The organism is Pseudarthrobacter sp. NPDC092439 (genome assembly GCF_044754945.1).
In the GTDB taxonomy this organism is placed as follows: Bacteria; Actinomycetota; Actinomycetes; order Actinomycetales; family Micrococcaceae; genus Arthrobacter.
In genome coordinates, this window is record NZ_JBIVQB010000003.1 from 1 (window position 1) to 25,396 (window position 25,396).

Consider the following 25,396-nt stretch of genomic DNA (forward strand, 5'->3'; position numbering starts at 1 on the left):
CACCACGGGGTGGCGGCACAGCAAATCCAACCAATTCATAAAAAATCGGTATCAATAAACTTGGCACACTATTGAGTTCTCAAACAACAGACACATTCGAATATTCCCGAAGCAATTCATTCAATGAATTCCGCTTCGTATTTCTTCGCTGCGATGTTTTTATCTTATTTCATCTTCATTCGCTTTTGCAAATCCGGTTGTTTTCCCGGAATTCACCCGGTCGAGATGAATCCGCCCAGCAAAATGTCGAAGAATTCTTCAATCCGTGCCCTGCACGGCCAAGAATCGCTTCTCATTTGTTGGGGGTTTGTCACCGCTCAGCGGCGGCGACTCAGAAAACAATACACGCCCCTCCGCGGCCGTGCAAATCGGCTTCGGAAGGGCGTGCATCGGGCGGGCCGGCAGGCTGCCGGCCTAGGGAACGAGGACCTCGACAGTGGCAAGGTTCTTCTTGCCCCGGCGGAGCAGGAGGTACTGCCCATGGAGCAGTTCGGACTCCGAAATAACGGCCTCAGGGTCCAGCACCTTCTCGTTATTCACGTAGGCACCGCCCTCCCCCACAGTGCGCCGGGCTGCGGACTTGCTGTCCGACAAGCCGGAGGCGACGAGCAAGTCGATGATTCCGAGGGCGTCCACCTGGACCGTCGCGGAAGGAAGCTCGGAGGTGGCTGCCTGCAGGGTCTGCTTGTCCAGTGCGGAGAGGTCGCCGTTACCGAACAGGGCGGCGGAGGCGGCGATGACCTTTTCCGTAGCCGCGACACCATGGACCAGCGAAGTCACTTCGAAGGCAAGCTTCCGCTGGCCCTCACGGGCAAACGGGCGCTCCGCCACGGCGGCCGCGATTTCCTCGATCTCGGCGCGCGAGAGAAAGGTGAAGACCTTCAGCCGGTCCACCACGTCAGCGTCGGCCGTGTTCAGCCAGAACTGGTAGAAGGCGTACGGGCTGCACATGCCGGCATCGAGCCAGATCGCATTGCCCTCGCTCTTGCCGAACTTGGTGCCGTCCGAATTGGTGATGAGCGGGGTTCCCAGCGCGTGGACGCTCTTGCCTTCCACCTTGCGGATCAGTTCCGTGCCGCTGGTGAGGTTGCCCCACTGGTCAGAGCCGCCGGTCTGCAGGACACAGCCGTATTCGCGGTACAACTCCAAGTAGTCCATGCCTTGCAGGATCTGGTAGCTGAACTCGGTATAGCTGATGCCCTCATCCGAGCTCAGGCGCGAGGCCACGGCGTCCTTGCGGAGCATGGTTCCGACGCGGTAGTGCTTGCCCACCTCGCGCAGGAAGTCGATCGCGCTTAGCGGCGCGGTCCAGTCCAGGTTGTTGACCATCCGGGCGGCATTGCCGCCCTCGAAGCTGAGGAAACGGCGGACCTGGGCCTGGAGGTACCCAACCCACTCAGCAACGGTGTCCTTGGTGTTCAATGTGCGCTCCGCCGTCGGACGCGGATCGCCGATCATGCCGGTGGAACCGCCCACCAGGCCGAGGGGCCGGTGCCCCGCCAGTTGGAGCCGGCGCATCAGGAGCAACTGGACCAGGTTGCCCAGGTGCAGGCTCGGAGCGGTGGGGTCGAAGCCGCAATAATACGTAACCGGTTCACCGGCGAGGAGCTTTTCCAGCTCCTCTTCGTCGGTGGAGACATGGACCAGGCCACGCCACTTCAGCTCCTGCCAGATATTGGCAAAGGTCGGGTCGTTCTGCTGCGATTCGAGGCTGCTTAGTTCTGGCACGCCTTCTAAGTTAGCAGGATTGCCGGCGGCCCCATCAGGGCAGCGTACCGCCCCCGATATCAGCGGACGATGCCGGCAGGGACCGGCCGGCCGGCGATCAACCGCAGGCGCTGCGTGGCACGGGTCATGGCGACGTACAGGTCCCCCACCTTGCCGTGCTCATGGTTGAGCATCATGGCAGGCTCCAGGATCACCACGCCGTCGAACTCCAGGCCCTTGGCCTCCCGTGGGCTGATCACCACGATGTCCTGCTCATAGCTGCCCGCACCGTTGCCGATGCGCCGGCCGTAGGAGGCGCGCAGGGCTGAAGCAGCTTCAGCGAGAAGGGGGCCGTCGGCAATCACCGCAAGCAGGCCGCCGTCTAGCGCTGCAAGCTCCTCCGGCAGTACCTCCACCAGGCGGTCCACCAGCGCACCCGGCTCCACCTGGTCCACGACCGGTGCCCAGCGGCCCTCCCGGACCGCCTTGGGCGCCGACACCACCAGGCCGGCCGCGTTGGCCATCCGCACCGCGGCCTCGGCGATTTGTGTGGGCGTGCGGTAGTTGACGGTCAGCTCCTCCAGCTGCCAGCGTTCCCCGAACATGGGCGCCAGCGCGCCCTGCCACGAGTTGGCGCCGGCCACGGAGCTGGTTTGGGCAATGTCACCCACGATGGTGAAGGACTTCAGCGGGCACCGGCGCACCAGCAGCCGCCACTGCATCGGGGACAGCTCCTGGGCCTCGTCCACCACGATGTGCCCGAACGCCCAGGTCCGGTCCGTGGTGGCACGCTCGGCCGCGGTAAGCCTGGCCTCGCGCTCCTGGTTCTGCTCCATCAGGTCCTCAGCCGTCATCAGCGCATCGACGCCGGCCGTTTCCATGTTGACCAGGGTCTGCTTTGCGTTGGCCAGGTCCCGGGCGCGGTCGTGCTCCTGCTGGGCCAGGCCGCGGCCGGCCGCCGGGTCGAGTTCGCCGAGCAGTTCGGCGGCCTCGTCCAGCAGCGGGACGTCGGATTCGGTCCAGGGGGCGTCCGCCGGCCGCAGCAGCAGTTTCCGTTCGCCGGGAGACATGTGCGGGGTGCAGAACTCCAGTACGGCGGGCTTGCTGAACAGCTCGGAAATCAGTTTCTCCGGCGTCATGGGCATCCAGCAGAGGTTCAGCGCGATCCGCACGTCCCGGGCGGTGCGGACATCCTCAGCCAGATAGGAGCGGTCCGCATTGTTGCCGATGTTCCCGGCCTCGACCATGTCCGTCAGCTGTTCGGTCAGCTCACGCAACAGGATCTTCACGAAGGTCACCCTGGCCTCGTTGTACGGCTTTCCGGTGGAACGGGCGCGTTCACGGGCGCGGCGCACCTGGCGCGGGGTCAGCACCAGCTTGCGGCCGTCCACCTCCAGGATCTGGTTCGCGGCCGGGACCCGCTGCCGGTTGGAGACGGCGTTGGCCACCACGGTGGCCATGTCCAGGCGTCCCTTGATGGCGGCAACGGCGGCTTCCGGTTCCGGGACCGCCTGGATGCCCGGCATGAGCCGGCCAAGGCTGGCCATCACGACGCCCGTTTCGCCCAGCGAGGGCAGCACCCGCTCGATGTATTTCATGAACGACGACGACGGGCCCACCAGCAGGACACCTGCGCTCTTGAGCCGGTCCCGGTGGGTGTAGAGGAGGTAGGCGGCACGGTGCAGCGCCACGGCGGTCTTGCCGGTACCCGGCCCGCCCTGCACCACGAGGGCGCCGGAGATGGAGGAGCGGATGATCCGGTCCTGTTCGGACTGGATGGTGCTGACGATGTCGGACATGCGGCCGGTCCGCTTCGAGTTCAGCGCCGCCAGCAGGGCACCTTCGCCCTGGAGCGATTCGTTGTCCGCGAGCATGGAGGCGTCCAGGACGTCGTCCTCAATGGCCTTGACCTCGCGGCCATGCAGGATCAGGTGCCGGCGGCGCCGCACGCCCTGGCGGTCAAAAGCGGTGGCCTGGTAGAAGTGGCCGGCTTCCGGCGCGCGCCAGTCCACCATGAGCCGCTGCAGGTCCTCGGTGGACAGGCCGATACGGCCGATGTACTGCGCTTCCCCCGAGTCCAGGTCCAGACGGCCGAACACCAGCCGGTCATCCACGGCGTCCAGCTGCGCCAGGCGGTCCTCGTAGAGGGCTGCGAAGGCGTCACGTTCGGAAACATTCTGCATGGTGCCCACGGCGCCGGCCCGGCGGACCTGCGCGAGCTGCCGGCGTTTTTCCTCGCGGAGCTCTTCAAGCCGGGCATACAGGCCGGCCACGTACTCCCGTTCGTGGGCCAAATCCGCGTCGAGCATTAACGTTCCCCTATCGCAAAAGACAGACCTACCATTCTACAACCATTTCCGTTAACGGTCGCCAAACGTGTTTGGTCTGACCTTCACCGGGCGGGCTTTGGCGGCCTTGTACCGGGACACGGTGGGATCGCCCGTGATCCAGTACCGCCATGCGTACTCCTCCGACCCTCCCGCGCCGGATACCCCCACCCGCGGTCCGGAACTGACCGCCTCAGCCGCGCGGGGCGGAAGCACCAGCGCGAAAGGGGGCGCCAGGGCATCCCGGCCGCTGTCCGCCGTCGTAAGCCCCAGCGCCTTGGCGAGCCGCGCGGGGCCGCTGGCAAGATCCGCGGCGGTCCTGGACGTGTGCCGGCGCTTCCTGGCCAGCTCGAGGCCGTCTACGATTTCGCCGGCCCGCAGCAGCAGGGCCGAGGCTGTGCCCGGAGGCCCGCACACGATGTTGGTGCAGTGGTGCATTCCGTACGTGAAGTAAACGTAGAGGTGACCGGCCGGACCGAACATGGGGGCGTTGCGCGGTGTGGGGCCGCGGTACGTGTGGGAGCCTGGGTCCGGATGAAGCGAATCCTCCGGCCCCAGGTACGCCTCCACCTCGGTCAGCCGGACGGACACCGGACCTTCGCGTGATTCGTGCGTCAGGACGGCGCCGAGCAGCAGCGGGGCAAGGTCGCGGGCATCTCCGGACAGCATCCCGCGCAGGTCTTCCGGGTCTGTAGGCAACTGGTCACTCATGGGCAGACTCTATCGAGGACGGCAGCACTTCGCCCTTCGGAGCCGTGTCCGATTTCCGCTAGGTGCAGCCTCCGCGGGCTGGCAGGATGGAGGCATGGATTTCTGGCAGCGCTACCGGGCCATCGACGCCCGGGATACCCGCTTCGACGGACAGTTCTACACTGCCGTGCGGACCACGGGCATCTACTGCCGCCCGTCGTGCCCGGCGCGAACCCCCAAAGCGGCGAACGTCACCTTCTACGAGACGTCCGCGGCGGCGCACGACGCCGGCTACCGGGCCTGCAAGCGGTGCCTCCCCGAAGCGGTCCCCGGCACCCCGGCGTGGAACCAACGCCAGGACGTCGCCGGACGCGCCATGCGCCTGATCAACGACGGTGTGGTGAACCGGGACGGAGTGGCGGGGCTTGCCGCACGGCTGGGCTACTCCGCACGGCAGCTTAACCGGATCCTCACCCAGGAACTCGGCGCCGGCCCTTTATCGCTGGCCCGGGCCGGCCGCGCCCAGACCGCACGAACACTGCTGGTGTCCACGTCCATGAAGCTGGCCGACGTCGCGTTTGCGGCCGGTTTCAGCAGCGTGCGGCAGTTCAACGAAACCATGCTGGCGGTCTTTGCCATGACCCCCGGCGCGCTTCGCCTCGCTGCCCGGCCGCACCGGCCGGCCGGCGGGACCACCGCCCTCACGCTCACACTCCCGTACAGGCACCCCTTCGACCCCGGAATCTTCTCCTTCCTGGCGGCGCGCGCCATTCCCGGCGTCGAGGCAGGGACGGCACGCTCCTACGCACGCACGCTGCGGCTGCAGCACGGGGATGCCAGGTTCCGAGTCGACTACGACGCCGGCTCCCGGACCAGGCCGCTGACCCTCACTGTGGGCGCGGTGGACCTGCGCGACCTGCCGGCGCTGCTGAGCCGGGTGCGCAGGCTCTTCGACCTGGACGCAGACCCCGAAGCGATCGACGGCACCCTCCGTGCTGATCCCAGGCTGGCCACCTCCGTGGCCGCCGCGCCCGGCATGCGCATGCCCGGAGCCGTGGACCCGCAGGAACTGCTCATCCGGGCCATGGTGGGCCAGCAGGTCACTGTCGCTGCTGCCCGCACGGCCCTCACCCGTTTGTCTGCCGCGGGCAGTCCCAGCACCGCAGCCGGGGACGGGCTGGAGCGGCTGTTCCCCACGCCGGCGCAGGTTGCCGGCGCCGGGCACCTCCTGGCCGGTCCGCAGCGCAGGATTGACGCACTCCTGCACACGGCCTCAGTCATGGCTTCGGGGGAGCTGGACTTTGGCTACGGCAGCGACGTGCCGGGGCTCGAAGCCTCCCTCCTGCCGCTGCCGGGGGTGGGACCCTGGACGGTGGGCTACGTGGCCATGCGGGTCCTCGGCGCGCCTGACATCTTCTTGGCCAACGACGCGGCGGTACGCAACGGGATCCGCGCGCTGACCGGCGGCACTAATGGCAGCGGCATTAATGCCGGCGGCGTCCTGAGTCCGGATTTCCGCGAGACCAGTCCTTGGCGTTCCTACGCCACCATGCACCTCTGGCGGGCAGCCGCCGCACCATCCTCCGGGCACCGGCCCGCCGACCTGAAAGTCATGAAATGAGAGCCCAACTGCTGGAAATGTCCACACCCGACGGGCCGTTCACGGTTCTGGCACACGACGGGGTGGTCCTTGCATCCGGGTGGACCGCACGGTTGGAGGAACTGACCGGCCAGATCCATCCCGCGCTGCGGCCGGACTCCGTGGAAGAGGTCGGCCGGATGGACGGGATCTCGCCCGCCGTGGAGGCCTTCTACAGCGGGGACCCTGCGCCGGCCATGGCAGTTCCGGTCCGGCAACAGTCGGGTCCGTTCCGTGCCCACGCGTGGAATGTGCTGCGGGAAGTCCGGCCCGGGTCCCCGGTCACGTACACCGAGTACGCCGCGCTGGCTGGAAACCCAAAGGCCGTGCGCGCGGCCGCGAGTGCGTGCGCCTTCAACGCTGCAGCACTGTTCGTGCCGTGCCACCGGGTGATCCGGACGGATGGTTCGCTGGGCGGATTCCGCTGGGGGCTCGCCATCAAAGAGAGCCTGCTGGCACGCGAAGCCAACCAGCCGCCGTCGTCCGCGTACCCGAACGTCCACATACCCGGACGCTCTCTCACTTAATGCCTGAAAAACACCAACGCTCTCTCATTTTCCTGAAGAAAATGAGAGAGCGTTGCCCCAAAAGCCGCATGAAGTGAGAGAGCGTCGGGGGTTAGGCGGCGTAGGTGCGGGCCGTCTCCAGCTCGCTTTCCAGCGCCACGAGCTGGCGTTCGACGGCGGCCGGTGCCGTTCCGCCCTGGGAGTTGCGGCTGTTGAGCGAGCCCTCCGTGGACAGGACCGTGCGGACCTCCGGCGTCAGGTGCTCCGAGATGGCCGCGTATTCGGCGTCCGTCAGGTCCCACAGCTCCACGCCGCGGGATTCTGCCTGCTTGACCGCAGCCCCGGAAAGTTCATGCGCCTCCCGGAACGGCACGCCCTGCCGGACCAGCCACTCGGCGATGTCCGTGGCCAGCGCGAAGCCCTGCGGTGCCAGCGACTCCATCCGCTCCGTGTTGAACGTCAGCGTCGCGATCATGCCGGAGACCGCCGGAAGCAGCAGCTCCAGCGTGTCCGCGGCATCAAAGACCGGCTCCTTGTCCTCCTGCAGGTCGCGGTTGTACGCCAGCGGCAGGCCCTTGAGGGTGGCCAGCAGCCCGGTCAGGTTGCCGATCAGGCGCCCCGCCTTGCCGCGGGCCAGCTCAGCGATGTCCGGGTTCTTCTTCTGCGGCATGATGGACGATCCAGTGGAGTACGAATCGTGCAGCGTGACGAAGGAGAACTCCTTGGTGGCCCAGAAGATGACTTCCTCGGAGATCCGGGACAGGTCCACCCCGATCATGGAGCACACCCAGGCAAACTCGGCGAAGACGTCGCGGGACGCGGTGCCGTCGATCGAGTTGTGCACCGCCGAATAGAAGCCCAGGTCCGCGGCCACCGCCTCCGGATCGAGCCCCAGCGAGGAGCCGGCCAGGGCGCCTGAACCATACGGCGAAATCCCGGCGCGCCTGTCCCAGTCCTGCAGCCGCTGCACGTCGCGCAGCAGCGCCCAGGCGTGGGCCAGCAGGTGGTGGCTGAGCAGGACGGGCTGGGCGTGCTGGAGGTGGGTACGGCCGGGCATGGCCACCCCGTGGTGCGCCCTGGCCTGTGCCACCAGCGCGTCCACCGTGTCCAGCACGCCACGGGCAATGATCCGGGCGTGGTCACGCAGGAACATCCGGCCCAGCGTGGCCACCTGGTCGTTGCGGGACCGGCCGGCACGGAGCTTGCCGCCCAGCTGGGCGCCCGCGCGCTCTATCAGGCCACGCTCCAGGGAACCGTGCACATCCTCGTCGGACTCCGCCGGCAGGTAGGTGCCGGAGGCCACGTCCTCGTCCAGCTGCTTGAGCGCGGCGAGCATGCCTTCCAGCTCAGCGCCGTCCAGCAGGCCGGCCTTGTGCAGCACGCGGGCGTGCGCCTTGGAGCCGGCGATGTCGTAGCGGGCCAGCCGCCAGTCGAAGTGCGTGGACTTGCTCAGGGCTGCAAGGGCGTCAGCGGGGCCGCCGGCGAACCGGCCGCCCCACAGTGCGCCGGTGTTGGTAGCTTCAGACTTTGCGTCAGCCACGCGGGCTACTTCCCTGCGACGCGGATGTCGCGGCCGGAGGCAACCTTGGCTGACATGCCCCACAGTTCAATGAAGCCCCGGGCCATGGACTGGTCGAAGGTGTCGCCGGTGTCGTAGGTGGCGAGGTCGAAGTCGTACAGCGAGGTCTCGGAGCGGCGTCCGTTGACGATGGCCTGGCCGCCGTGGAGGACCATGCGGATGTCGCCTGAGACGTACTTCTGCGTGTCCTCGATGAACGCGTCCAGGGAGCGCTTCAGCGGGGAGAACCACTGGCCGTCGTAGACCAGCTCGGCCCAGCGCTGGCCAACGGTGGCCTTGAAGCGGGCCTGCTCGCGTTCGATGGTGACGTCTTCGAGGTGCTTGTGGGCGGTGATCAGCGCCATGGCGCCCGGTGCCTCGTAGATTTCGCGGGACTTGATGCCCACCAGGCGGTCCTCGACGACGTCGATGCGGCCCACGCCCTGGGCGCCGGCGCGGCGGTTGAGTTCCTGGATGGCCTGCAGCGGGGTGACCTTGACGCCGTCGATCGCTACCGGCACGCCGGCTTCGAAGGAAATGGTGACCTCATCCGGTGCCGGCGGGAACTCCGGGGTGGCGGTGTAGTCGTAGATGTCCTTGGTGGGCGCGTTCCAGATATCTTCCAGGTAGCCGGTCTCGACGGCGCGTCCCCACACGTTCTGGTCGATCGAGTACGGGTTCTTCTTGGTGGTCTCAATGGGCAGGCCCTTTTCCTCGGCGAAGGCGATGGCCTTGTCCCGGGTGAGGGCGAGGTCGCGGACCGGCGCAATGCATTTCAGGTCCGGCCCGAGGGTCTGGATGCCCACCTCGAAGCGGACCTGGTCGTTGCCCTTGCCGGTGCAGCCGTGCGCGACCGTGGTGGCGCCGAATTCGCGGGCGGCTTTGACCAGGTGCTTGACGATCACCGGGCGGGAGATGGCGGAGACCAGCGGGTAGTGGCCCTGGTAGAGGGCGTTGGCCTTCAGCGTGGGGACGCAGTATTCGTTGGCGAACTCGTCCGAGGCGTCGGCCACGTACGCCTCCACGGCGCCGCAGCCGAGGGCACGCTGGCGGATGGTTTCCAGCGATTCGCCGCCCTGTCCGACGTCCACGGCCACGGCGATGACCTCTGCCCCGGTCGCTTCGCCGATCCAGCCGATGGCGACGGAGGTGTCCAGGCCGCCGGAGTAGGCCAGCACAATGCGTTCAGTCACTTTGTTGCTCCTTGTTGGGGGTTGTTTTGATGATTGTCTTCAAGCTTATTGCCCGGCTTCCTCAGCCAGTTGCAGGAAGCGGGCGGCAAGGTCCGGGCCGCCGAGCGGGTCGCGGGAGACCAGCAGCACGGTGTCGTCACCGGCGATGGTGCCCAGGATGGACGGCATGACCGAGTGGTCGATCGCCAGGGCGAGAAAGTTCGCGGCGCCGGGCGGGGTCCGCAGCACCACGAGGTTTGCCGACGCTTCGGCGGTGACCAGAAGTTCGCTGCAGAGCCGGGCCAGGCGGGCGTCCAGGATTTCCTGGCTCACCCCCGCCTTGGCCGCGCGTTCGCCGCCTTCGCCCGGAACCGCGTAGACCAGCGCGCCCTCCTGCCCGCGGACCCGAACGGCGCCGAGTTCCACGAGGTCCCGCGACAGCGTCGCCTGGGTGACCTGCACGCCGTCGTCCGCGAGCAGGGCCGCCAGTTCGGCCTGGGAACGCACCGACTGGCCCGTCAGGATCGCGGTGATGCGCGCCTGGCGGGCTGTCTTGGTGGCCGGGCTGGAGCCTGCAGCGGTGGGCTGGGCGGACACTAGAACGTGCTCTCCCCGGTGCCCTCGACCGGCGCGAGGCCGTCCACGAAGGCCAGGCCGGAGCGGTGCATCAGCCACGCCATGAGCGCCTTCTGCGCGTGCAACCGGTTTTCGGCCTCGTCCCAGACGATGGACTGCGGACCGTCGATCACGCCGGCGGAGATTTCGTAGCCGCGGTAGGCGGGCAGGCAGTGAAGCACGACGGCGTCATCCGCGGCGAGTGCCATGGCCTCCTCAGTCACGGCGTACTCCCGGAACAGCTGCAGCCGGGCTTCCTTTTCGGCTTCCTGGCCCATGGACACCCAGGTATCGGTGGCTACCACGTCGGCACCCTGCAGGGCTTTCGCCGCGTCGGTGGTGATGAGTACGGAACCGCCGGTCTCGGCGGCGCGTTCCTCAGCTTCGGCAACGACGTCCGCGGCCGGCAGGTACCCCTCCGGACCCGCGATCCGGACGTGCATGCCCGCGGTGACGCCGGCGAGCAGGTAGGAGTTGGCCATGTTGTTGGCAGCGTCGCCCAGGTAGCTCATGGTGAGACCCCTGAGTTCACCCTTGTGCTCCTTGACGGCCAGCAGGTCCGCCAGCAGCTGGCACGGGTGGTAGTCGTCGCACAGCGCGTTGATGACGGGAACGCGGGAGTTTTCCGCCATCGCCACCAGGCCGGCATGCGCGCCGGTGCGCCACACGATGGTGGAGACCATGCGTTCCAGGACCTTCGCGGTGTCCTCCACGGACTCCTTGTGGCCGATCTGCGCCTCGCCCGGGTTGACGATCAGCGCGTTGCCGCCCATGTCCGCAATGCCGGTGGCGAAGGAGACGCGGGTCCGGGTGGAGGTCTTGTCGAAAATGACGGCCACGGTCTTGCGCCCGTTTCCTGGTGCGGCAAATGGCTGGACGCTGTACGGTGCCGCTTTCATGCGCGCAGCCAGGTCCAGGACTTCCGCCTGTTCTGCGGGGCTGAGGTCCGTGTCCTTGAGGAAGTGCCGGGTGGATGAGGGGGTCACTGGGCGTCCTTAGCGGTTTGAAGGATGGCGGGGAAAGCGGCGAGGAAGCTGTCGGACTGGGCCTCGGTGAGGATCAGTGGCGGGGCCAGGCGGAGAGTCCGCGGGCCGGGGCTGTTGACGATGAAGCCGGCGTTGAGGCCTGCCTGCACCACCGCGGGTGCGACGTCGGCGTCCAGGTCGAAGCCGATCAGCAGGCCTTCGCCGCGGACCTCGGTGACGCCGGGAATGGCGCGCAGCCCGGACCGCAGGTGCTCCCCCACCGCTGCCGCGTTGGCCAGCACCTGCTGGTTCTCCAGCGCGTGCAGCGTTGCGAGGGCGGCTGCGGTGGCCACCGGGTTCCCGCCAAACGTGGTGCCGTGCTGGCCGGCGGACAACAACGACGACGGCGCCTCGCCCAGGGTGATCAGCGCACCGACGGGGAAACCGCCGCCCAATCCCTTGGCCAGGGTGATGGCGTCCGGAACGATGCCGGCGTCTTCGCTGGCGAACCACTTGCCGGTACGTCCGATGCCGGTCTGGACCTCATCGAGGATCAGCAGGGCGCCCGCTTTGGTGGTGGCGGCGCGGGCCGCCTGGAGGTAGCCGGCCGGCAACGGCCGTACCCCGGCCTCGCCCTGGATGGGTTCGAGGAAGACGGCAGCAACGGTGTCATCCACCGCCGCTTCCAGGGCTGCGATGTCACCAAACGGAATGTGGACCACGCCGCCGGGCAGCGGCTCGAACGGGGTCCGGTACGCTTCCTTGGCCGTCAGTGCAAGCGCCCCCATGGTCCGGCCGTGGAAGGCACCCTCGAGCGCAATGATCCTGGTCCGCCGCGGAGCCTCCCCTGCCGCGGCCCCCGAGTTGCGGCGGGCCAGTTTGAAGGCGGCTTCGTTGGCTTCGGTGCCGGAGTTGGTGAAGAACACCTTGGACCCGGCGGGCGCCTTGGCCAGGGCCAGCAGCTTCTCGGCCAGGGCAATCTGGGTGGGGCTGGTGAAGAAGTTGGAGACGTGCCCCAGGGTGGCCAGCTGGCTGCAGATGACCGAGGTCACGAACGGGTGGGCGTGGCCCAGCGCGTTAACGGCGATGCCGCCCAGCAGGTCCAGGTATTCCTTGCCGTCGGCGTCCCACACCAGGCAACCGGCGCCCCGGACCAGGACGCGCTGCGGGGTGCCGAAAACCCCCATCAGGGAGCCGGAATAGCGGGCCAGCCAGTCCGCTCCGCTGCCGTTGCCGTTGATCAGCGCGGCTTCGGCGCCGGCGGCGGGGTTGACGTCGACAGTGCGGTTCATGCGTTGGCCTCCTCATCCGGAACAACCTGGGTGCCGATGCCGGCGGTGGTGAAGGTTTCCAGCAGCATGGAGTGCGGCAGGCGCCCGTCCACGATGTGGGCACGTTCAACTCCGCCGTCCACGGCCTTAAGGCACGCTTCCATCTTGGGGATCATGCCGGACTCCAGGGTGGGCAGCAGTTCACGCAGGTCGGAAGCCTTGAGCGAGGAAATCAGCGAAGAGCGGTCCGGCCAGTTGGCGTACAGGCCCTCCACGTCCGTGAGGATCACCAGCTTGGAGGCACCGAGTGCTTCGGCCAGCGCGGCGGCAGCGGTGTCCGCATTAACGTTGAGCACCTGGCCGGTGGTCTGGTGCGTCTCACCCTGGGCACGGCCGTCGACGGCCGCTCCTGCGTCCGCGATTTCGGGCGCCACGGTGGAAATCACCGGAATGCGGCCGGCCGCCAGGATGTCCAGGATGCCTTCCGGGTTCACGCCCACCACCTCGCCCACCAGGCCCAGGTCCACCTCTTCGCCATCGATGACGGTGCCGGTGCGGACCGCGCGGAGCAGTCCGCCGTCCTCGCCGGACATGCCCACGGCGTAGGGGCCGTGGGAGTTGATGAGCCCTACCAGCTCCCGGCCCACCTGGCCGGTCAGGACCATGCGGACCACATCCATGGCCTCGGGCGTGGTGACGCGCAGGCCGCCCTTGAATTCGGACTCGATGCCCAGCCTGGCCAGCATGGAGTTGATCTGCGGACCGCCGCCGTGGACCACCACGGGGTGGATGCCCACATGGTGCAGGAACACCACGTCCTCGGCGAACGCGCGCCGAAGTTCATCGTTGACCATCGCGTTGCCGCCGTACTTGATGACCATGGTGGTGCCGGCAAAGCGCTGGATCCAGGGCAGCGCTTCGATCAGCGTGGCGGCTTTGTCCTGGGCATCCAGCATCGAGGTGTTTTCGCGGGTTCGGGTGTTCATGGCCTGTCTTCCTGGTGTGGCGGAGGGTCGCTGCCTAGCTTGAGTAGGCGCTGTTCTCGTGCACGTAGTCGTGGGTCAGGTCGTTGGTCCAGATGGTGGCCTCGGCGTCGCCGGCCTGCAGGTCGATCTCCACCAGCACCTCGCGCGGCTCCAGGTCCACCAGGCCGCGGTCGTCGCCGATGCTGCCGTTGCGGCAGATCTGGATGCCGTTCATGGCCACGTTCAGTTTGTCCGGCTCGAACGCGGCGTCCGTGGTCCCCACGGCTGAAAGCACGCGGCCCCAGTTGGGGTCCTTGCCGAAGATGGCGGCCTTGAAGAGGTTGGACCTGGCCACCGAGCGGCTGACGGCCTCGGCGTCGGCTTCGCTGGCGGCGTTGAAGGTCCGGATGGCGATGTCGTGACTGGCGCCTTCCGCGTCCGCGATGAGTTTCCGGGCCAGTTCCGCACACACCTGGGTCAGCCCTGCCCCGAAGGCTTCGGCGGAGGGAACCGCTCCGGACGCGCCGGAGGCCAGGAGGACCACGGTGTCGTTGGTGGACATGCAGCCGTCCGAATCAGCCCGGTCGAAGGTGACCCGCGTGGCGTCGCGGAGGACGACGTCGAGCATGTCCGCCTGCACATCCGCGTCGGTGGTGAGGACCACCAGCATGGTGGCCAGGCCGGGAGCGAGCATGCCGGCGCCCTTGGCTATGCCCCCGATGCTGAATTCCCGGCCGTCCGCGTCGCTGCCGATGAACAGGGCGGACTTGGGCACGGAGTCGGTGGTCATGATGGCGGCGCCGGCCGCCGGACCGCCGTCGGTACTCAGTCCAGCGGCGGCAGCTTCGACGCCGGGCAGGAGCTTGTCCATTGGCAGGTGCTCGCCGATGAGGCCGGTGGAACAGACAAAGACGTCCGTGGCGGAGATGCCCAGAACGTCCGCCACCTTCTCGGCGGTGCTATGCGTGTTCTGGAAGCCCTGGGGGCCGGTGCAGGCGTTGGCCCCGCCGGAGTTGAGAACCACCGCGTCCACGCGCCCGTCGGAGACCACCTGGCGTGACCAGTGCACCGGCGCCGCGGCCACGCGGTTGCTGGTGAATACGGCGGCGGCGGCCTTGGACGGGCCGTCGTTGACCACCAGTGCCAGGTCGGGGTTGCCGGATGCCTTGAGCCCGGCGCTGACGCCTGCGGCCCGGAATCCGGAGGGTGCGGTGATGGTCACGGGGCTACTCCCTGCAGGTTGAGGCCGTCGGTTTCGGGCAGGCCGAGTGCGATGTTCATGGACTGGACCGCGCCGCCGGCGGTTCCCTTGGTGAGATTGTCGATCACGCAGGTGACAATGACGCGGCCGGTGTGGCTGTCGAACGCGAGCTGCATGGCGGCATGGTTGGAGCCCTGGACGGCCTTGGTGGCGGGCCACTGGCCTTCCGGCAGGAGGTGCACGAAGGACTCGTCGTCGTAGGCATCGGCCCAGGCCTGGCGCAGCTGCTCGGCGGTGGTGCCGGGCTTAACCCGGGCGGTCGCCGTGGTGAGGATGCCGCGGCTCATCGGTGCCAGGGTGGGGGTGAAGGAAACGGTGACCTGTTCGCCCGCAGCCTTGGACAGGCCCTGCTCGATCTCCGGCGTGTGCCGGTGTGCGCCGCCCACGCCGTAGGGGCTCATGGAGCCCATGACTTCTGCGCCGATCAGGTTGACCTTGGCTGCCTTGCCCGCGCCCGAGGTGCCGGAGGCCGAAACGATCACGACGTCGTCGGGCGCCAGGAGTCCTGCGCTGAACCCTGGCGTCAAGGCGAGCAGTGCGGACGTGGGGTAGCAGCCGGGTACGGCGATGCGGGTGGCGCCCTTGAGTGCCTCGCGCTGGCCGGGCAGCTCCGGCAGTCCGTAGGGCCAGGTGCCGGCATGCGCGGAACCGTAGAACTTCTCCCAGGCGGCAGGGTCCTCGAGCCGGTGGTCGGCGCCAGCATCAATCACCACGGTGCCTTCGGGCAGCTGCGCGGCGATTTCCGCGGACGCCCCGTGCGGGAGGGCGAGGAAGACCACATCATGGCCGGAGAGATTCTCCACTGTGGTGTCTTCCAGGATGCGGCTGGCGAGTCCGTGCAGGTGGGGCTGCAGTTCGCCCAGCCGCGAGCCCGCGTTGCTGTGTGCGGTGATGGCGCCGATGGTCACGCCGGGATGCGCAGCCAGGAGGCGGAGGACTTCGCCCCCCGCATAGCCGCTGGCGCCGGACACTGCCACTGAAATAGTCATGTCTCCGACTATACAACAATAGTTATGCATTAGTCCCGATATTTATACATGACTGTCCGCGCCGGCCGGGATGTCCCTACGATGGGTGCAGCAGCCGGGCCGGAGAGGCCGGAACCCGGGAAAGGAGATCCATGACGCACGCAATCGTCGCACGGGAGGCCGGCGGGCCGGAAGTCCTTGCGTACACGGAAATCGACCGCCCCGTCCCGGGCCCCGGGCAGCTCCTGGTCAAAGTGGGCGCAGCCGGCGTGAACTTCATCGACACCTACAAGCGCAGCGGCACTTACAAGGTTCCGTTCCCGTTCACCCCCGGCTCCGAGCTGGCCGGCACCGTGGAGGAACTCGGCGAGGGCGTTGCCGGTTACTCCGCCGGAGACAGGGTGGCCACTGCCGAGGGCATCAACTGCTACGCCGATTACGCGCTGGTGGATGCCGATGCCGCGCTGCCCGTTCCGGACGGCCTGGACGACTTCACCGCGGCCGCCCTCCCCCTGCAGGGCATGACCGCCCACTACCTGATGAACTCCACGTTCAAGGTGGAGGACGGGCACACCGTACTGCTGCATGCCGGGGCCGGTGGCGTGGGTCTGCTGTTGGTCCAGCTGCTGAAGCTGCGCGGGGCGAAGGTCATCACCACCGTTTCCACGGATGAGAAGGAACAGCTCGCGCTGGAGGCCGGCGCGGACCACGTGCTGCGGTATGACGGCTTTGCCGGACAGGTCCGGGAGCTCACCGGCGGCGCGGGCGCCCACGTGGTGTACGACGGCGTCGGGAAGGACACGTTCGACGACTCACTTGCGGCGCTGCGCGTCCGGGGAACGCTGGTACTGTTCGGCGCGGCCTCCGGCCCGGTGCCGCCGGTCGATCCGCAGCGGCTGAATGCAGGTGGCTCGCTGTTCCTGACCCGGCCCACCCTGGTCAACTACCTGCAGGATGCCAGGGAGCGGCGCTGGCGGTCGGATGAAATCTTTGCCGCCGCGGCGGACGGCAGCCTCAAGGTCCGCATCGGGGCCAAGTACCCGCTCGCAGAAGCCGGCCAGGCACACCGGGACCTCGAGGGCCGCAAGACCACGGGCAAGGTGCTCCTGGTGCCGTAGTTCCCGACCCATCTGCTGTTCACCTGGGGAAGGCAGAATAGCCACGTGACTCACCAGCAGGTCCAACCGAAGGATGTCCCTACCATTTTCGCGCCCCAGATGCCCGGTTCCCTGTCCGCGCCCCCGGTCCGGACGCTCGTGGACATCCTGCAGGAGACCGCGGCCCGGTTTCCCGAGGCGTCGGCGCTGGACGACGGCCGCCGTTCACTCAGCTACTCCCAGCTGATGGCTGAAGTCCGCGCAGTTGCCCGGCGGCTGGACCAGACCGGGCTCGGCGCGGGCGACAAGATCGGCGTCCGCATACCTTCGGGCACGAGTGAACTCTACGTGTCAATCCTGGGCGTGCTCATGGCGGGGGCGGCGTATGTGCCTGTAGACGCAGACGATCCCGACGAGCGGGCCCGGCTGGTCTTCGGCGAAGCCCGGGTGTCAGGGATCCTGGAAGGCGGCGGCGTCATCCGGGAGGCCCGGCCTGGCTCTGCCGTCGGGGAACACGGCGGCCCCGGTGAACAAAGCGCCAGGCAGCCGGTCCCGGAGGACGACGCCTGGGTCATCTTCACATCGGGTTCCACCGGGACCCCGAAAGGAGTGGCCGTCAGCCACCGCTCGGCCGCCGCCTTCGTGGACGCCGAAGCCCGGATCTTCCTTCAGGACGATCCGCTGGGCCCGCAGGACCGCGTGCTGGCCGGGCTGTCCGTCGCTTTCGATGCCTCCTGCGAGGAAATGTGGCTGGCCTGGCGGCATGGGGCCTGCCTGGTTCCTGCCCCGCGCGCACTGGTTCGGACGGGCATGGACCTTGGGCCGTGGCTGATCAACCATGGCATCACCGCGGTGTCCACCGTCCCCACCCTGGCAGCGCTGTGGCCTGCCGAATCGCTGGAGAACGTGCGGCTGCTCATCTTCGGCGGCGAGGCCTGTCCCCCGGAACTCGCCGAGCGGCTCGCCGTGGAGGGCCGAGAAGTTTGGAACACCTACGGCCCCACCGAGGCCACCGTGGTGGCTTGCGCTGCTCCGCTGGGAGAGCCGGGACCGGTGCGGATCGGACTGCCGCTCGACGGCTGGGACCTGGCCGTCGTGGACCCCGACGCCGTCCCCGTCGCGGAAGGCGCAGTGGGCGAACTGATCATCGGCGGCGTGGGGCTGGCCCGCTACCTCGACCCGGCCAAGGACGCCGAGAAGTACGCTCCGATGCCCAGCCTTGGCTGGGATCGGGCCTACCGGTCCGGAGACCTGGTCCGCTACGAGGCAGCCGGACTCATCTTCCAGGGCCGTGCTGATGAACAGGTCAAGCTTGGCGGGCGGAGGATTGAACTCGGCGAAATCGACGCAGCCCTCCAGTCACTCCCCATGGTTGGGGGTGCTGCAGCCGCGGTCCAGACCACCGCTGCCGGAAACCAGATCCTGGTGGGGTATCTTGCCCCTGCCGGCGGGCAGGAACTGGACCTGGAAGCGGCCCGCGGGCAGCTCACCGCGAGCTTGCCGGCGGCGCTGGTGCCGATGCTGACTGTCGTGGATTCACTGCCCACAAAGACCAGCGGCAAAGTGGACCGGCACGCCCTGCCCTGGCCCCTGGCCGGTGCCGGCGCGGCAGAGGCCGACGCGGCTCCGCTGAACCTTCCCGATGACGCTGCCTGGATCGTGGAGCAATGGAGCGCCGTCCTGGGCAGCCCCGTAACGTCCCTCGATGCCGACTTTTTCGCGTACGGCGGCGGCTCGCTCTCCGCGGCGCAGCTGGTATCTGCCCTCCGCCGCCGCTATCCGACAGTTACAGTGGCTGATATCTACGCCACGCCCCGGGTTGGAGCCCTCATTGAAGTGGCACGGCAATCGCTGCCGGGAGGCGCTTCCGGCCCGGCACCGGACCGGTCAGTTCGTCCCACCGCCCTGAAGTCACAGCTGTTCCAAACCCTGATGGGCGTTCCCCTGCACATCCTGGTGGGCATGCGCTGGCTGACGTACCTGATGGCGGCCAACAACGTTCTCTCCGCGGGGGCCGGGTTCACTGCAGCACCCACCATCTCCTGGTTGTGGGTGGCGGCATCCTGGCTGGTCTTCGTCAGCCCCGCAGGCCGGATGCTGACGGCGGTTGCCGCCGCGCGGCTCCTGCTGCGGGGAGTCAAACCGGGCAGGTATCCACGCTCGGGGCGGGTCCACCTCCGGCTGTGGCTGGCCGAGCAAATCCAGGACCTGGCCGGGGCCATCAGCCTGGCCAGCGCCCCCTGGGTGCCGTACTACGCCAGGGCTCTGGGTGCGAAGATCGGCCGTGACGTCCAACTGCACTCGCTGCCGCCGGTGACCGGGCTGCTGACGCTGGGCAGTGGTGCGAATGTGGAGCCGGAAGTCGATCTTTCCGGCTGGTGGATCGACGGGGACCACGTCCACATCGGCGCAGTCCACATCGGCGCCGGCGCCTCGGTGGGCGCGCGCAGCACGCTCATGCCTGGAACCGCCATAGGTGCGGGTGCGCACGTCGAGCCGGGCTCGGCAGTGTCGGGCAAGGTGAAGGCCGGGCACCAGGTGGCCGGTTCCCCCGCCGCCCGGCAGGGCAAGGCCAAGCATGCGGTTCCCGACGCACCCGTCCTTGGGCGCGTAGCGGAAAAGGCCTGGATCGGCGGCTTCGCCCTGGCCTCCGCCGCGCTCTCCCTGATCCCCTACATCTCGGGGGCAGCGGCGGCCTGGGTGGCATACCTCTTTATCCAGGGAAGTGCATCACTGAACGACGCGCTTCCCCGGCTCCTGCCTGCCCTCGCGCCTGCCGCCTTCGTGTGGTTTGCGGCCAACGCGCTGCTGATCATGGCGGTAACAAGGCTGCTCAGCATCGGTATCACGGAGGGGTACCACCGGGTCCGCAGCAGGGTGGGCTGGCAGGTCTGGGCCACCGAACGCGTCCTGGATCTGGCCAGGGACGTGCTCTTCCCCATCTACGCCAGCCTCTTTACGCCGGTCTGGCTTCGGCTTCTCGGTGCCAGGATCGGCAAGAACGTCGAAGCTTCCACCGTGCTGCTGATCCCAAAGATGACCACGGTGGGCGAAGGGGCCTTCCTCGCAGACGACACGATGGTGGCGTCCTACGAACTGGACGGCGGCTGGCTCCGGGTGGCGCCTGCGAAGATCGGAAAACGGTCTTTCCTGGGTAACTCAGGCATGACCGCGGCGGGGCGCAACGTCCCCAAGAACTCGCTGGTGGCAGTCTTGTCGGCAACACCGGCCAAGGCCAAGTCGGGCACGTCCTGGCTGGGCAGCCCGCCGGTCCGGCTGCGCCGCACGGCCATCGCCTCCGATGACGCCCGCACCTTCCAGCCGCCCCCGAGGCTCAAGGTTGCCCGGGCCCTCTGGGAGCTGTGCAGGTTTGTTCCGGTCATGCTCACGGCAGGAATAGCCGCGGGCACCATGCTGGCCTTCGACTGGCTCGCTGCAACGTTCAATTACGGCGTGGCTGCGCTGCTCAGCGGAGTGGTGATCCTGCTGGCCGGCCTGGTGGCAGCGGCGTCGGCGGTCGCCGCCAAGTGGATCCTGGTGGGACGCATCCAACCTGGCGAGCATCCCCTCTGGAGCTCGTTCATTTGGCGGAACGAAGTGGTCGACAGCTTCATCGAACTGGTCAGCGCACCCTGGTTCGCCCGCGCCGCCTCGGGCACCCCGGCACTGGTGTGGTGGCTGCGGGCGCTGGGCGCGAAGATCGGCAGCGGCACGTGGTGCGAGAGCTACTGGCTCCCAGAGGCGGACCTGGTGACGCTCGGCCGGAACGCCACCGTGAACCGGGGCTGCGTGCTGCAGACGCACCTGTTCCACGACAGGGTCATGAGCATTGACGCTGTTACGCTCGAAGACGGGGCCACCATGGGCCCGCACGGAGTCATCCTGCCCCAGGCCAGTGTGGGCGCCGGTGGAACGGTGGGACCCGCATCCCTGGTGATGCGCGGCGAATCCGTCCCCGCCGCGACGTACTGGATGGGCAACCCCGTCAGTCCGTGGGAAGGTCCCGCAGCACCGCTGCCCAGCAACCGAAGGTCCCAATGAGTTCTCGAGTGCCAGCCGCCCCCGGCAGCGTGTCCGCGTCCAGCGGCGCCGCTCCTGATCCCTACATGCCTGGAGCCGGCACGAACGCCTACCGTGTGGAGCGCTACGAACTGGACCTGGACTACCGGGTTGCCAGCAACCGGCTCGGCGGCACGGCGGTGCTGCACGGGGTGGCCCAGGTGCCGGCGTCGGCCGTTGTCCTTGACTTCGTTGGCCTGCGCGCCACCAAGGTCCAACTGGACGGGCGGAAGGCCGTCCGCTTCAGCCAGCGGGCCGGCCAGCTGGTGGTCTCAGCCCCGGCACCCCTGCAGCCCGGCCAGCGGTTCACCCTGGAGATCCGGTACGAGGGCAACCCCGCGCCCCGCCGGGGCCTCTGGGGCGAAGTGGGCTGGGAAGAGCTGACCGACGGCGCGCTCGTGGCCGGACAGCCCAATGGTGCCCCGTCCTGGTTCCCCTGCAACGACCACCCGCGGGACAAGGCCAGCTACCGGTTCAGCATCACCACGGATGCGAACTACCGGGCCGTCTGTAACGGCACCCTGCTTTCGCGGACCACGCGGTCCAGCCGTGAAACCTGGGTCTACGAGCAAGCCGAGCCGATGGCACCCTACCTGGCCACCGTCCAGATCGGCCGCTACGGACTGCTTGAGCTCGACACCGGGAGGCACCCCGGCCAGGTCCCCCAGCACGTGGCCGTGCCGCCCGCCCTCGCAGACCGGGCGCGGGCCGGGCTGGCCCTGCAGCCGGCCATGATGCGCACCTTCACTGCCTGCTTCGGCCCCTACCCCTTCCCGGGGTACACCGTGGTGGTCACTGACGATGAACTGGAGATCCCGCTTGAAGCGCAGGGCCTGGCCATTCTTGGCCCCAACCATCTGGAGCAGGACTGGGAGTCGCAGCGGCTGGTTGCCCACGAGCTCTCGCACCAGTGGTTTGGCAACTCCCTTACGGCCGCAACCTGGCAGGACATCTGGCTGCACGAGGGCTTTGCCTGCTATGCCGAATGGATCTGGTCCGAGGAATCCGGGGTGATGCCCGTCGAGGATCGCTCCCGGGCCGCCTGGCGGCGCCTTCAGGCCGAGGCGCAGGACATCCTGGTGGGCGATCCCGGACCGGCACACATGTTCGACGACCGGGTGTACAAGCGCGGGGCATTGGCTCTCCATGCCGTCCGCATTGCCCTGGGCGACGACGCCTTCTTCAACCTGCTGAACAGCTGGACCACCACGCACCGGCTCGGTTCCGTGTCCACGCACGACTTCATCCTTGCCGCGGACGGGGCGGCAGCGATCGACTCGGAGGCGCTGCTTCATCCCTGGCTGTATGAGGAAGCCCTCCCTCCCTTTCCGCCTGCCCGGGCAAGCTGACCGGAAATCCGGCACCTAGCCGGAAATCGCGACGGCGGCCGCCAGATGGGCGGGCAGCCCGCTTTCGCCGGGGTCAAGGTCCCTGAGGCCAGGCAGGGCGCGCACGTCGAGTTCCGCCGGCGGGGTCCGGAGGCCCTCCCCCGTCATCTTGAGCCAGGCTTCCTTGCGTGCCCACAACCGCGCCTGTGCGGCGGGCACCTCTCCGGCAGCGAGCCCGTGCAGTCCGCGTTGTTCGGCCGCCGTGAGGGCAACGTCCGCGAAGCCGGGAAAACCGGTCCGCGCAGGGTCCTCGATATCGACGCCGAGCCGAACCGCGTCCCCGGCCTCCGGCACGGCAGCCAGCAGTGTCCAGCCGCCGGCCCTGGACAAGCTCAGGGCGAGCGGAAGCCTGCTGCCGCGGTAGGCGTACCCGGGCCGGCCGTGCCCCACCTCCGGGCCGTCACCGCAGCGCGGGCAGCTGTACAACACCGCCAGCGCACCGGACGGCAGGCCCAGCAACCCTGCCGCGAACCTGCGCTGGGCCAGCCGTGACGCCAGGAACCTGGTGGCGGCCGCCGGTTCCATGGCGCCGGCACGCTGCACCTCGGCCGGGTCCAGTTCCCCATAGGAGCCCCCGTCCCCAGGCAACAGAAAGGGCGGGACAGCACGCACCACCAGCTGTGACACGTTGCCCCGCCCTTCCTGGACCGTCAGCGGAACCCGCTACCGCTGGACGGCACCGAACCGTTCCGCAGCCAGCGCCACGGCGCCTTCGCGGGCAGCCGACGCCTCATCCGCGGTCAGCGTGCGGTCGTTGGCGCGGAAGCGCAGCCCGAAGGCGAGCGATTTCCTGCCCTCTTCAATGCCCTTGCCGGCGTAGACGTCGAACAGCGCAACGTCTTCCAGGAGTTCCCCGGCGCCCTCCCGCAGCGCCGCCAGGACCTCGTCCGCCGGCACCTCCGCAGGAACCACCAACGCAACGTCCTGGGTTGCCACCGGGAACGTGGACAGGTGGCGGGCCACGATCACGTCCGGGGCCGCATCGAACAGTGCGTCCGCGTTGAACTCAAGCGCCACGGAGCGCGCGGGCATGTCCGCGGCGGCCAGCAGCTTGGGGTGGAGTTCACCGGCGTAACCCACAGTTTCGCCCGTCCGAAGGGACAACCGGGCAGTGCGGCCAGGGTGGAACGCCTGGTGGCTGCCCTGGCTGACAACGAGCTCCACGCCCAGGACATCCCCGGCCAGCCGGGCGATGTCCAGCGCGTCAGCCCAATCCCACAGCCGGGGAGCGTGCGCCGCGGCAGCGGGCGAATCATGTCCCGTCAGCACAGCGGCGACGTGGAAGGGCTGGTCCGGGACGCCGTCGTACAGTTCATCCAGCACCTCATCGGAGGGCCTGGCGCCCAGCGGCGGAATGGACGCGGTGCCCACGGTCCCGGACGGCAGGAACACCAGGCCGGATTCGAAGAGTGCCAGGTCGCGGAAGCCGCGGGAGTGGTTGCGCTTGGCCACCTCGATCAGCCCGGGCAGGATCGAGGTGCGCAGGAAGCCCTGCTCCTCGCTGATCGGGTTGGCCAGCTTAACCGCCCTGCGCTCTGCTCCCTGTTCCGGCACGCCGAAAGTCTCGTTGGCAGCCCTGGACACGAACGGGTAGGACAGCACCTCGGTGAGCCCGGCGTCGGCGAGCGCCTGGATAAGCCTGCGGCGCTGCTGTTGGACACGGGTCAGGCCGCGGCCGGGAGGTGCCACGGGCAGGGTGGCGGGGATCTTGTCGTAGCCCACCAGCCGGGCGATCTCCTCGGAAAGGTCTTCCTTGGTTTCCAGGTCGTGGCGCCAGCTCGGGGCAGTCACCGTCCAGCCGCCGTCGCGCTCCTCCACCGCGGCGCCCAGGTCCTCGAGCGAGGTGACGATCTGCTCTTCGGTGAAGTCGATGCCGATCCGGGCGGCAGCGAAGTCCGCAGGGAGATCGATAGTGACCGCGTCCGGAGCGGTTCCGACGTCGGTGCCCGCTTCATCCGCCGTGCCTCCGGCAAGTTCCACCAGGAGGTCCACCACGCGCTGCGCGGCGATACCGGCAACCTGCCAGTCCACGCCGCGTTCGAAGCGCTTGGAGGCTTCGGACGGCAGCTTGTGCCGGCGGCGGGACCGGGCGATGGATACCTCGTCAAAGTGCGCGGCCTCCACCAGGATGTTCGACGTCGAGTCGCCCACCTCGGTCGCTGCCCCGCCCATGACTCCCGCAATGCCGATGGCACCCGAGTCATCGGTGATCAGCAGGTCCTCGGCGTCAAGGGTGCGTTCCTTGCCGTCCAGGGTAGTGATCTTCTCGCCGGCGGCGGCGCGGCGCACCACGATGTCGCCGGCAAGCGTGTCGAGGTCGTAGCAGTGCGTGGGCTGGCCCAGCTCGAGCATGACGTAGTTGGAGATGTCCACCGGAAGCGAGATGGACCGGATGCCGGCGAGCCGGAGCCGGGAAACCATCCACTGCGGGGTAGGCCGGTTGGCGTCCACGCCGCGGACGGTGCGCGCCACGAAGCGGTCGCAGCCGGGCTTGCCGTAGATGGGGGCGTCGTCGTTGAGCTTGACGCCGTATCCGCCGGACAGCTCCCCGGGAGCGTTGACGCGTGATGCGGGGTCCGTGAAGGTGGTCCCGGTGGCGTGCGCGTATTCGCGTGCCACACCGCGGATGGAGAACGCGTAGCCGCGGTCCGGTGTGACGTTGATTTCGGCAGCCTGGTCATAGAGGCCCAGGAGCTCCATGGCGTCGGTGCCCACCTCGGGGTCAAGGCCGATGCGGGACAGCACCAGGATGCCGTCGTGGTCCTCGCCGATGCCCAGTTCGCGGACGGAAGCGATCATGCCGGCCGAAAGGTGGCCGTAGGTCTTGCGGGCGGAGATGCGGAAGTCCCCGGGCAGCACGGCACCCGGCAGGGTGACCACCACCTTGTCGCCTTCCACGAAGTTGTGGGCGCCGCAGATGATGCCCTGCACCCCGGAGGGGTCGATGCCCTCGCCGGTTAGCTTCTGCTCCTGCCCCTCCGGGACAACCCGGACCTGGCACCAGTTGATGGTCTTGCCGTTGCTCTGCGGTTCCTTGACCAGGCTGAGGACCTGGCCCACCACGACGGGGCCCTGCAGGGCATCGGTGGGACGGTGCACGTCCTCTTCTTCGAACCCGACCTTGACCAGTTCGGCCATGACGTCTTCGGCCGTTGCTCCGGCCGGTACCTCTGCGAATTCACGCAGCCAGGAAAGTGGGATACGCACT

At 68.3% G+C, this 25,396-nt stretch carries 18 protein-coding genes; 5 read left to right on the forward strand and 13 right to left on the reverse strand.

From position 1 onward, the window contains the following. Positions 1 to 414 precede the first annotated feature (414 nt). From tyrS to ACIQCM_RS08090, 3 genes are read right to left on the reverse strand one after another with little or no spacing between them, the layout of a single operon-like run. The gene (tyrS, locus tag ACIQCM_RS08080; RefSeq protein WP_400606390.1) at positions 415 to 1,728 is read right to left on the reverse strand and encodes a tyrosine--tRNA ligase; all 1,314 of its coding nucleotides are present in this window, start codon (positions 1,726 to 1,728) and stop codon (positions 415 to 417) included. Between the two features lie 59 nt (positions 1,729 to 1,787). After that, the gene (locus ACIQCM_RS08085; RefSeq protein WP_400606389.1) at positions 1,788 to 4,016 is read right to left on the reverse strand and encodes a HelD family protein; all 2,229 of its coding nucleotides are present in this window, start codon (positions 4,014 to 4,016) and stop codon (positions 1,788 to 1,790) included. A gap of 51 nt (positions 4,017 to 4,067) precedes the next feature. Then, entirely contained in the window at positions 4,068 to 4,745 is a 678-nt protein-coding gene (locus tag ACIQCM_RS08090) for a DNA-3-methyladenine glycosylase (protein ID WP_400606387.1), read from the reverse strand. 94 nt (positions 4,746 to 4,839) lie between these two features. On the opposite strand from ACIQCM_RS08090, the gene ACIQCM_RS08095 reads away from it, so the two are divergent. Both ACIQCM_RS08095 and ACIQCM_RS08100 read left to right on the forward strand, forming a co-directional pair. Continuing rightward, on the forward strand, positions 4,840 to 6,345 hold the full coding sequence (locus tag ACIQCM_RS08095) for a DNA-3-methyladenine glycosylase 2 family protein (RefSeq protein WP_400606385.1): 1,506 nt from the start codon (positions 4,840 to 4,842) through the stop codon (positions 6,343 to 6,345). Beyond that, entirely contained in the window at positions 6,342 to 6,890 is a 549-nt protein-coding gene (locus ACIQCM_RS08100) for a methylated-DNA--[protein]-cysteine S-methyltransferase (protein ID WP_400606383.1), read from the forward strand. The genes ACIQCM_RS08095 and ACIQCM_RS08100 overlap by 4 nt, the downstream gene beginning before the upstream one ends. Positions 6,891 to 6,981: 91 nt before the next feature. Here ACIQCM_RS08100 and argH read toward each other — a convergent pair whose 3' ends face one another. From argH to argC, 8 genes are read right to left on the reverse strand one after another with little or no spacing between them, the layout of a single operon-like run. Continuing rightward, on the reverse strand, positions 6,982 to 8,409 hold the full coding sequence (gene argH / locus ACIQCM_RS08105) for an argininosuccinate lyase (RefSeq protein WP_400606381.1): 1,428 nt from the start codon (positions 8,407 to 8,409) through the stop codon (positions 6,982 to 6,984). Between the two features lie 5 nt (positions 8,410 to 8,414). Continuing rightward, the gene (locus tag ACIQCM_RS08110; RefSeq protein ID WP_400606380.1) at positions 8,415 to 9,620 is read right to left on the reverse strand and encodes an argininosuccinate synthase; all 1,206 of its coding nucleotides are present in this window, start codon (positions 9,618 to 9,620) and stop codon (positions 8,415 to 8,417) included. A gap of 45 nt (positions 9,621 to 9,665) precedes the next feature. Continuing rightward, positions 9,666 to 10,196 carry an arginine repressor gene (locus tag ACIQCM_RS08115; RefSeq protein ID WP_400606379.1) on the reverse strand — a complete coding sequence of 177 codons (531 nt, stop codon included), beginning with the start codon at positions 10,194 to 10,196 and terminating at the stop codon, positions 9,666 to 9,668. Then, positions 10,196 to 11,200 (reverse strand): ornithine carbamoyltransferase, encoded by a 1,005-nt coding sequence (gene argF / locus ACIQCM_RS08120; RefSeq protein WP_400606377.1) that lies wholly within the window; start codon positions 11,198 to 11,200, stop codon positions 10,196 to 10,198. Before argF ends, ACIQCM_RS08115 begins: the two co-directional genes overlap by 1 nt. Then, the gene (locus ACIQCM_RS08125) at positions 11,197 to 12,471 is read right to left on the reverse strand and encodes an acetylornithine transaminase (RefSeq protein ID WP_400606375.1); all 1,275 of its coding nucleotides are present in this window, start codon (positions 12,469 to 12,471) and stop codon (positions 11,197 to 11,199) included. Before ACIQCM_RS08125 ends, argF begins: the two co-directional genes overlap by 4 nt. Further along, positions 12,468 to 13,436: an acetylglutamate kinase gene (gene argB, locus ACIQCM_RS08130; RefSeq protein WP_400606373.1), complete on the reverse strand. Its 969-nt coding sequence runs from the start codon at positions 13,434 to 13,436 to the stop codon at positions 12,468 to 12,470. The genes ACIQCM_RS08125 and argB overlap by 4 nt, the downstream gene beginning before the upstream one ends. Positions 13,437 to 13,470: 34 nt before the next feature. Beyond that, entirely contained in the window at positions 13,471 to 14,637 is a 1,167-nt protein-coding gene (gene argJ / locus ACIQCM_RS08135) for a bifunctional glutamate N-acetyltransferase/amino-acid acetyltransferase ArgJ (protein ID WP_400606370.1), read from the reverse strand. Beyond that, complete coding sequence (argC, locus tag ACIQCM_RS08140) at positions 14,634 to 15,665, reverse strand: N-acetyl-gamma-glutamyl-phosphate reductase (protein WP_400606368.1); 1,032 nt, start codon at positions 15,663 to 15,665, stop codon at positions 14,634 to 14,636. Before argC ends, argJ begins: the two co-directional genes overlap by 4 nt. 131 nt (positions 15,666 to 15,796) lie before the next feature. Here argC and ACIQCM_RS08145 point away from each other — a divergent pair, with 131 nt between their 5' ends. From ACIQCM_RS08145 to ACIQCM_RS08155, 3 genes are all read left to right on the forward strand, one after another. Further along, entirely contained in the window at positions 15,797 to 16,762 is a 966-nt protein-coding gene (locus ACIQCM_RS08145) for a quinone oxidoreductase family protein (protein ID WP_400606366.1), read from the forward strand. A 99-nt stretch (positions 16,763 to 16,861) separates the two neighbouring features. Beyond that, positions 16,862 to 20,782 carry a Pls/PosA family non-ribosomal peptide synthetase gene (locus tag ACIQCM_RS08150; protein ID WP_400606433.1) on the forward strand — a complete coding sequence of 1,307 codons (3,921 nt, stop codon included), beginning with the start codon at positions 16,862 to 16,864 and terminating at the stop codon, positions 20,780 to 20,782. Then, on the forward strand, positions 20,779 to 22,149 hold the full coding sequence (locus ACIQCM_RS08155) for a M1 family metallopeptidase (RefSeq protein ID WP_400606364.1): 1,371 nt from the start codon (positions 20,779 to 20,781) through the stop codon (positions 22,147 to 22,149). Before ACIQCM_RS08150 ends, ACIQCM_RS08155 begins: the two co-directional genes overlap by 4 nt. A gap of 15 nt (positions 22,150 to 22,164) precedes the next feature. On the opposite strand, the gene ACIQCM_RS08160 is transcribed toward ACIQCM_RS08155, so the two are convergent. Both ACIQCM_RS08160 and pheT read right to left on the reverse strand, forming a co-directional pair. Next, entirely contained in the window at positions 22,165 to 22,815 is a 651-nt protein-coding gene (locus ACIQCM_RS08160; protein WP_400606362.1) for a 4'-phosphopantetheinyl transferase family protein, read from the reverse strand. Positions 22,816 to 22,851: 36 nt separating this feature from the next. After that, a complete protein-coding gene (pheT, locus tag ACIQCM_RS08165) occupies positions 22,852 to 25,395 on the reverse strand; it encodes a phenylalanine--tRNA ligase subunit beta (RefSeq protein ID WP_400606361.1) in 2,544 nt (847 codons plus the stop codon). Position 25,396: the final 1 nt, after the last annotated feature.

Coding starts and splice junctions, on each gene's coding strand:
- ACIQCM_RS08145 (WP_400606366.1), top strand. CDS start 15,797: ATGACGCACGCAATCGTCGCACGGGAGGCCGGCGGGCCGGAAGTCCTT.
- ACIQCM_RS08155 (WP_400606364.1), top strand. CDS start 20,779: ATGAGTTCTCGAGTGCCAGCCGCCCCCGGCAGCGTGTCCGCGTCCAGC.
- ACIQCM_RS08150 (WP_400606433.1), top strand. CDS start 16,862: ATGCCCGGTTCCCTGTCCGCGCCCCCGGTCCGGACGCTCGTGGACATC.
- ACIQCM_RS08090 (WP_400606387.1), bottom strand. CDS start 4,745: ATGAGTGACCAGTTGCCTACAGACCCGGAAGACCTGCGCGGGATGCTG.
- ACIQCM_RS08125 (WP_400606375.1), bottom strand. CDS start 12,471: ATGAACCGCACTGTCGACGTCAACCCCGCCGCCGGCGCCGAAGCCGCG.
- ACIQCM_RS08095 (WP_400606385.1), top strand. CDS start 4,840: ATGGATTTCTGGCAGCGCTACCGGGCCATCGACGCCCGGGATACCCGC.
- ACIQCM_RS08100 (WP_400606383.1), top strand. CDS start 6,342: ATGAGAGCCCAACTGCTGGAAATGTCCACACCCGACGGGCCGTTCACG.
- argC (WP_400606368.1), bottom strand. CDS start 15,665: ATGACTATTTCAGTGGCAGTGTCCGGCGCCAGCGGCTATGCGGGGGGC.
- argB (WP_400606373.1), bottom strand. CDS start 13,436: ATGAACACCCGAACCCGCGAAAACACCTCGATGCTGGATGCCCAGGAC.
- ACIQCM_RS08085 (WP_400606389.1), bottom strand. CDS start 4,016: ATGCTCGACGCGGATTTGGCCCACGAACGGGAGTACGTGGCCGGCCTG.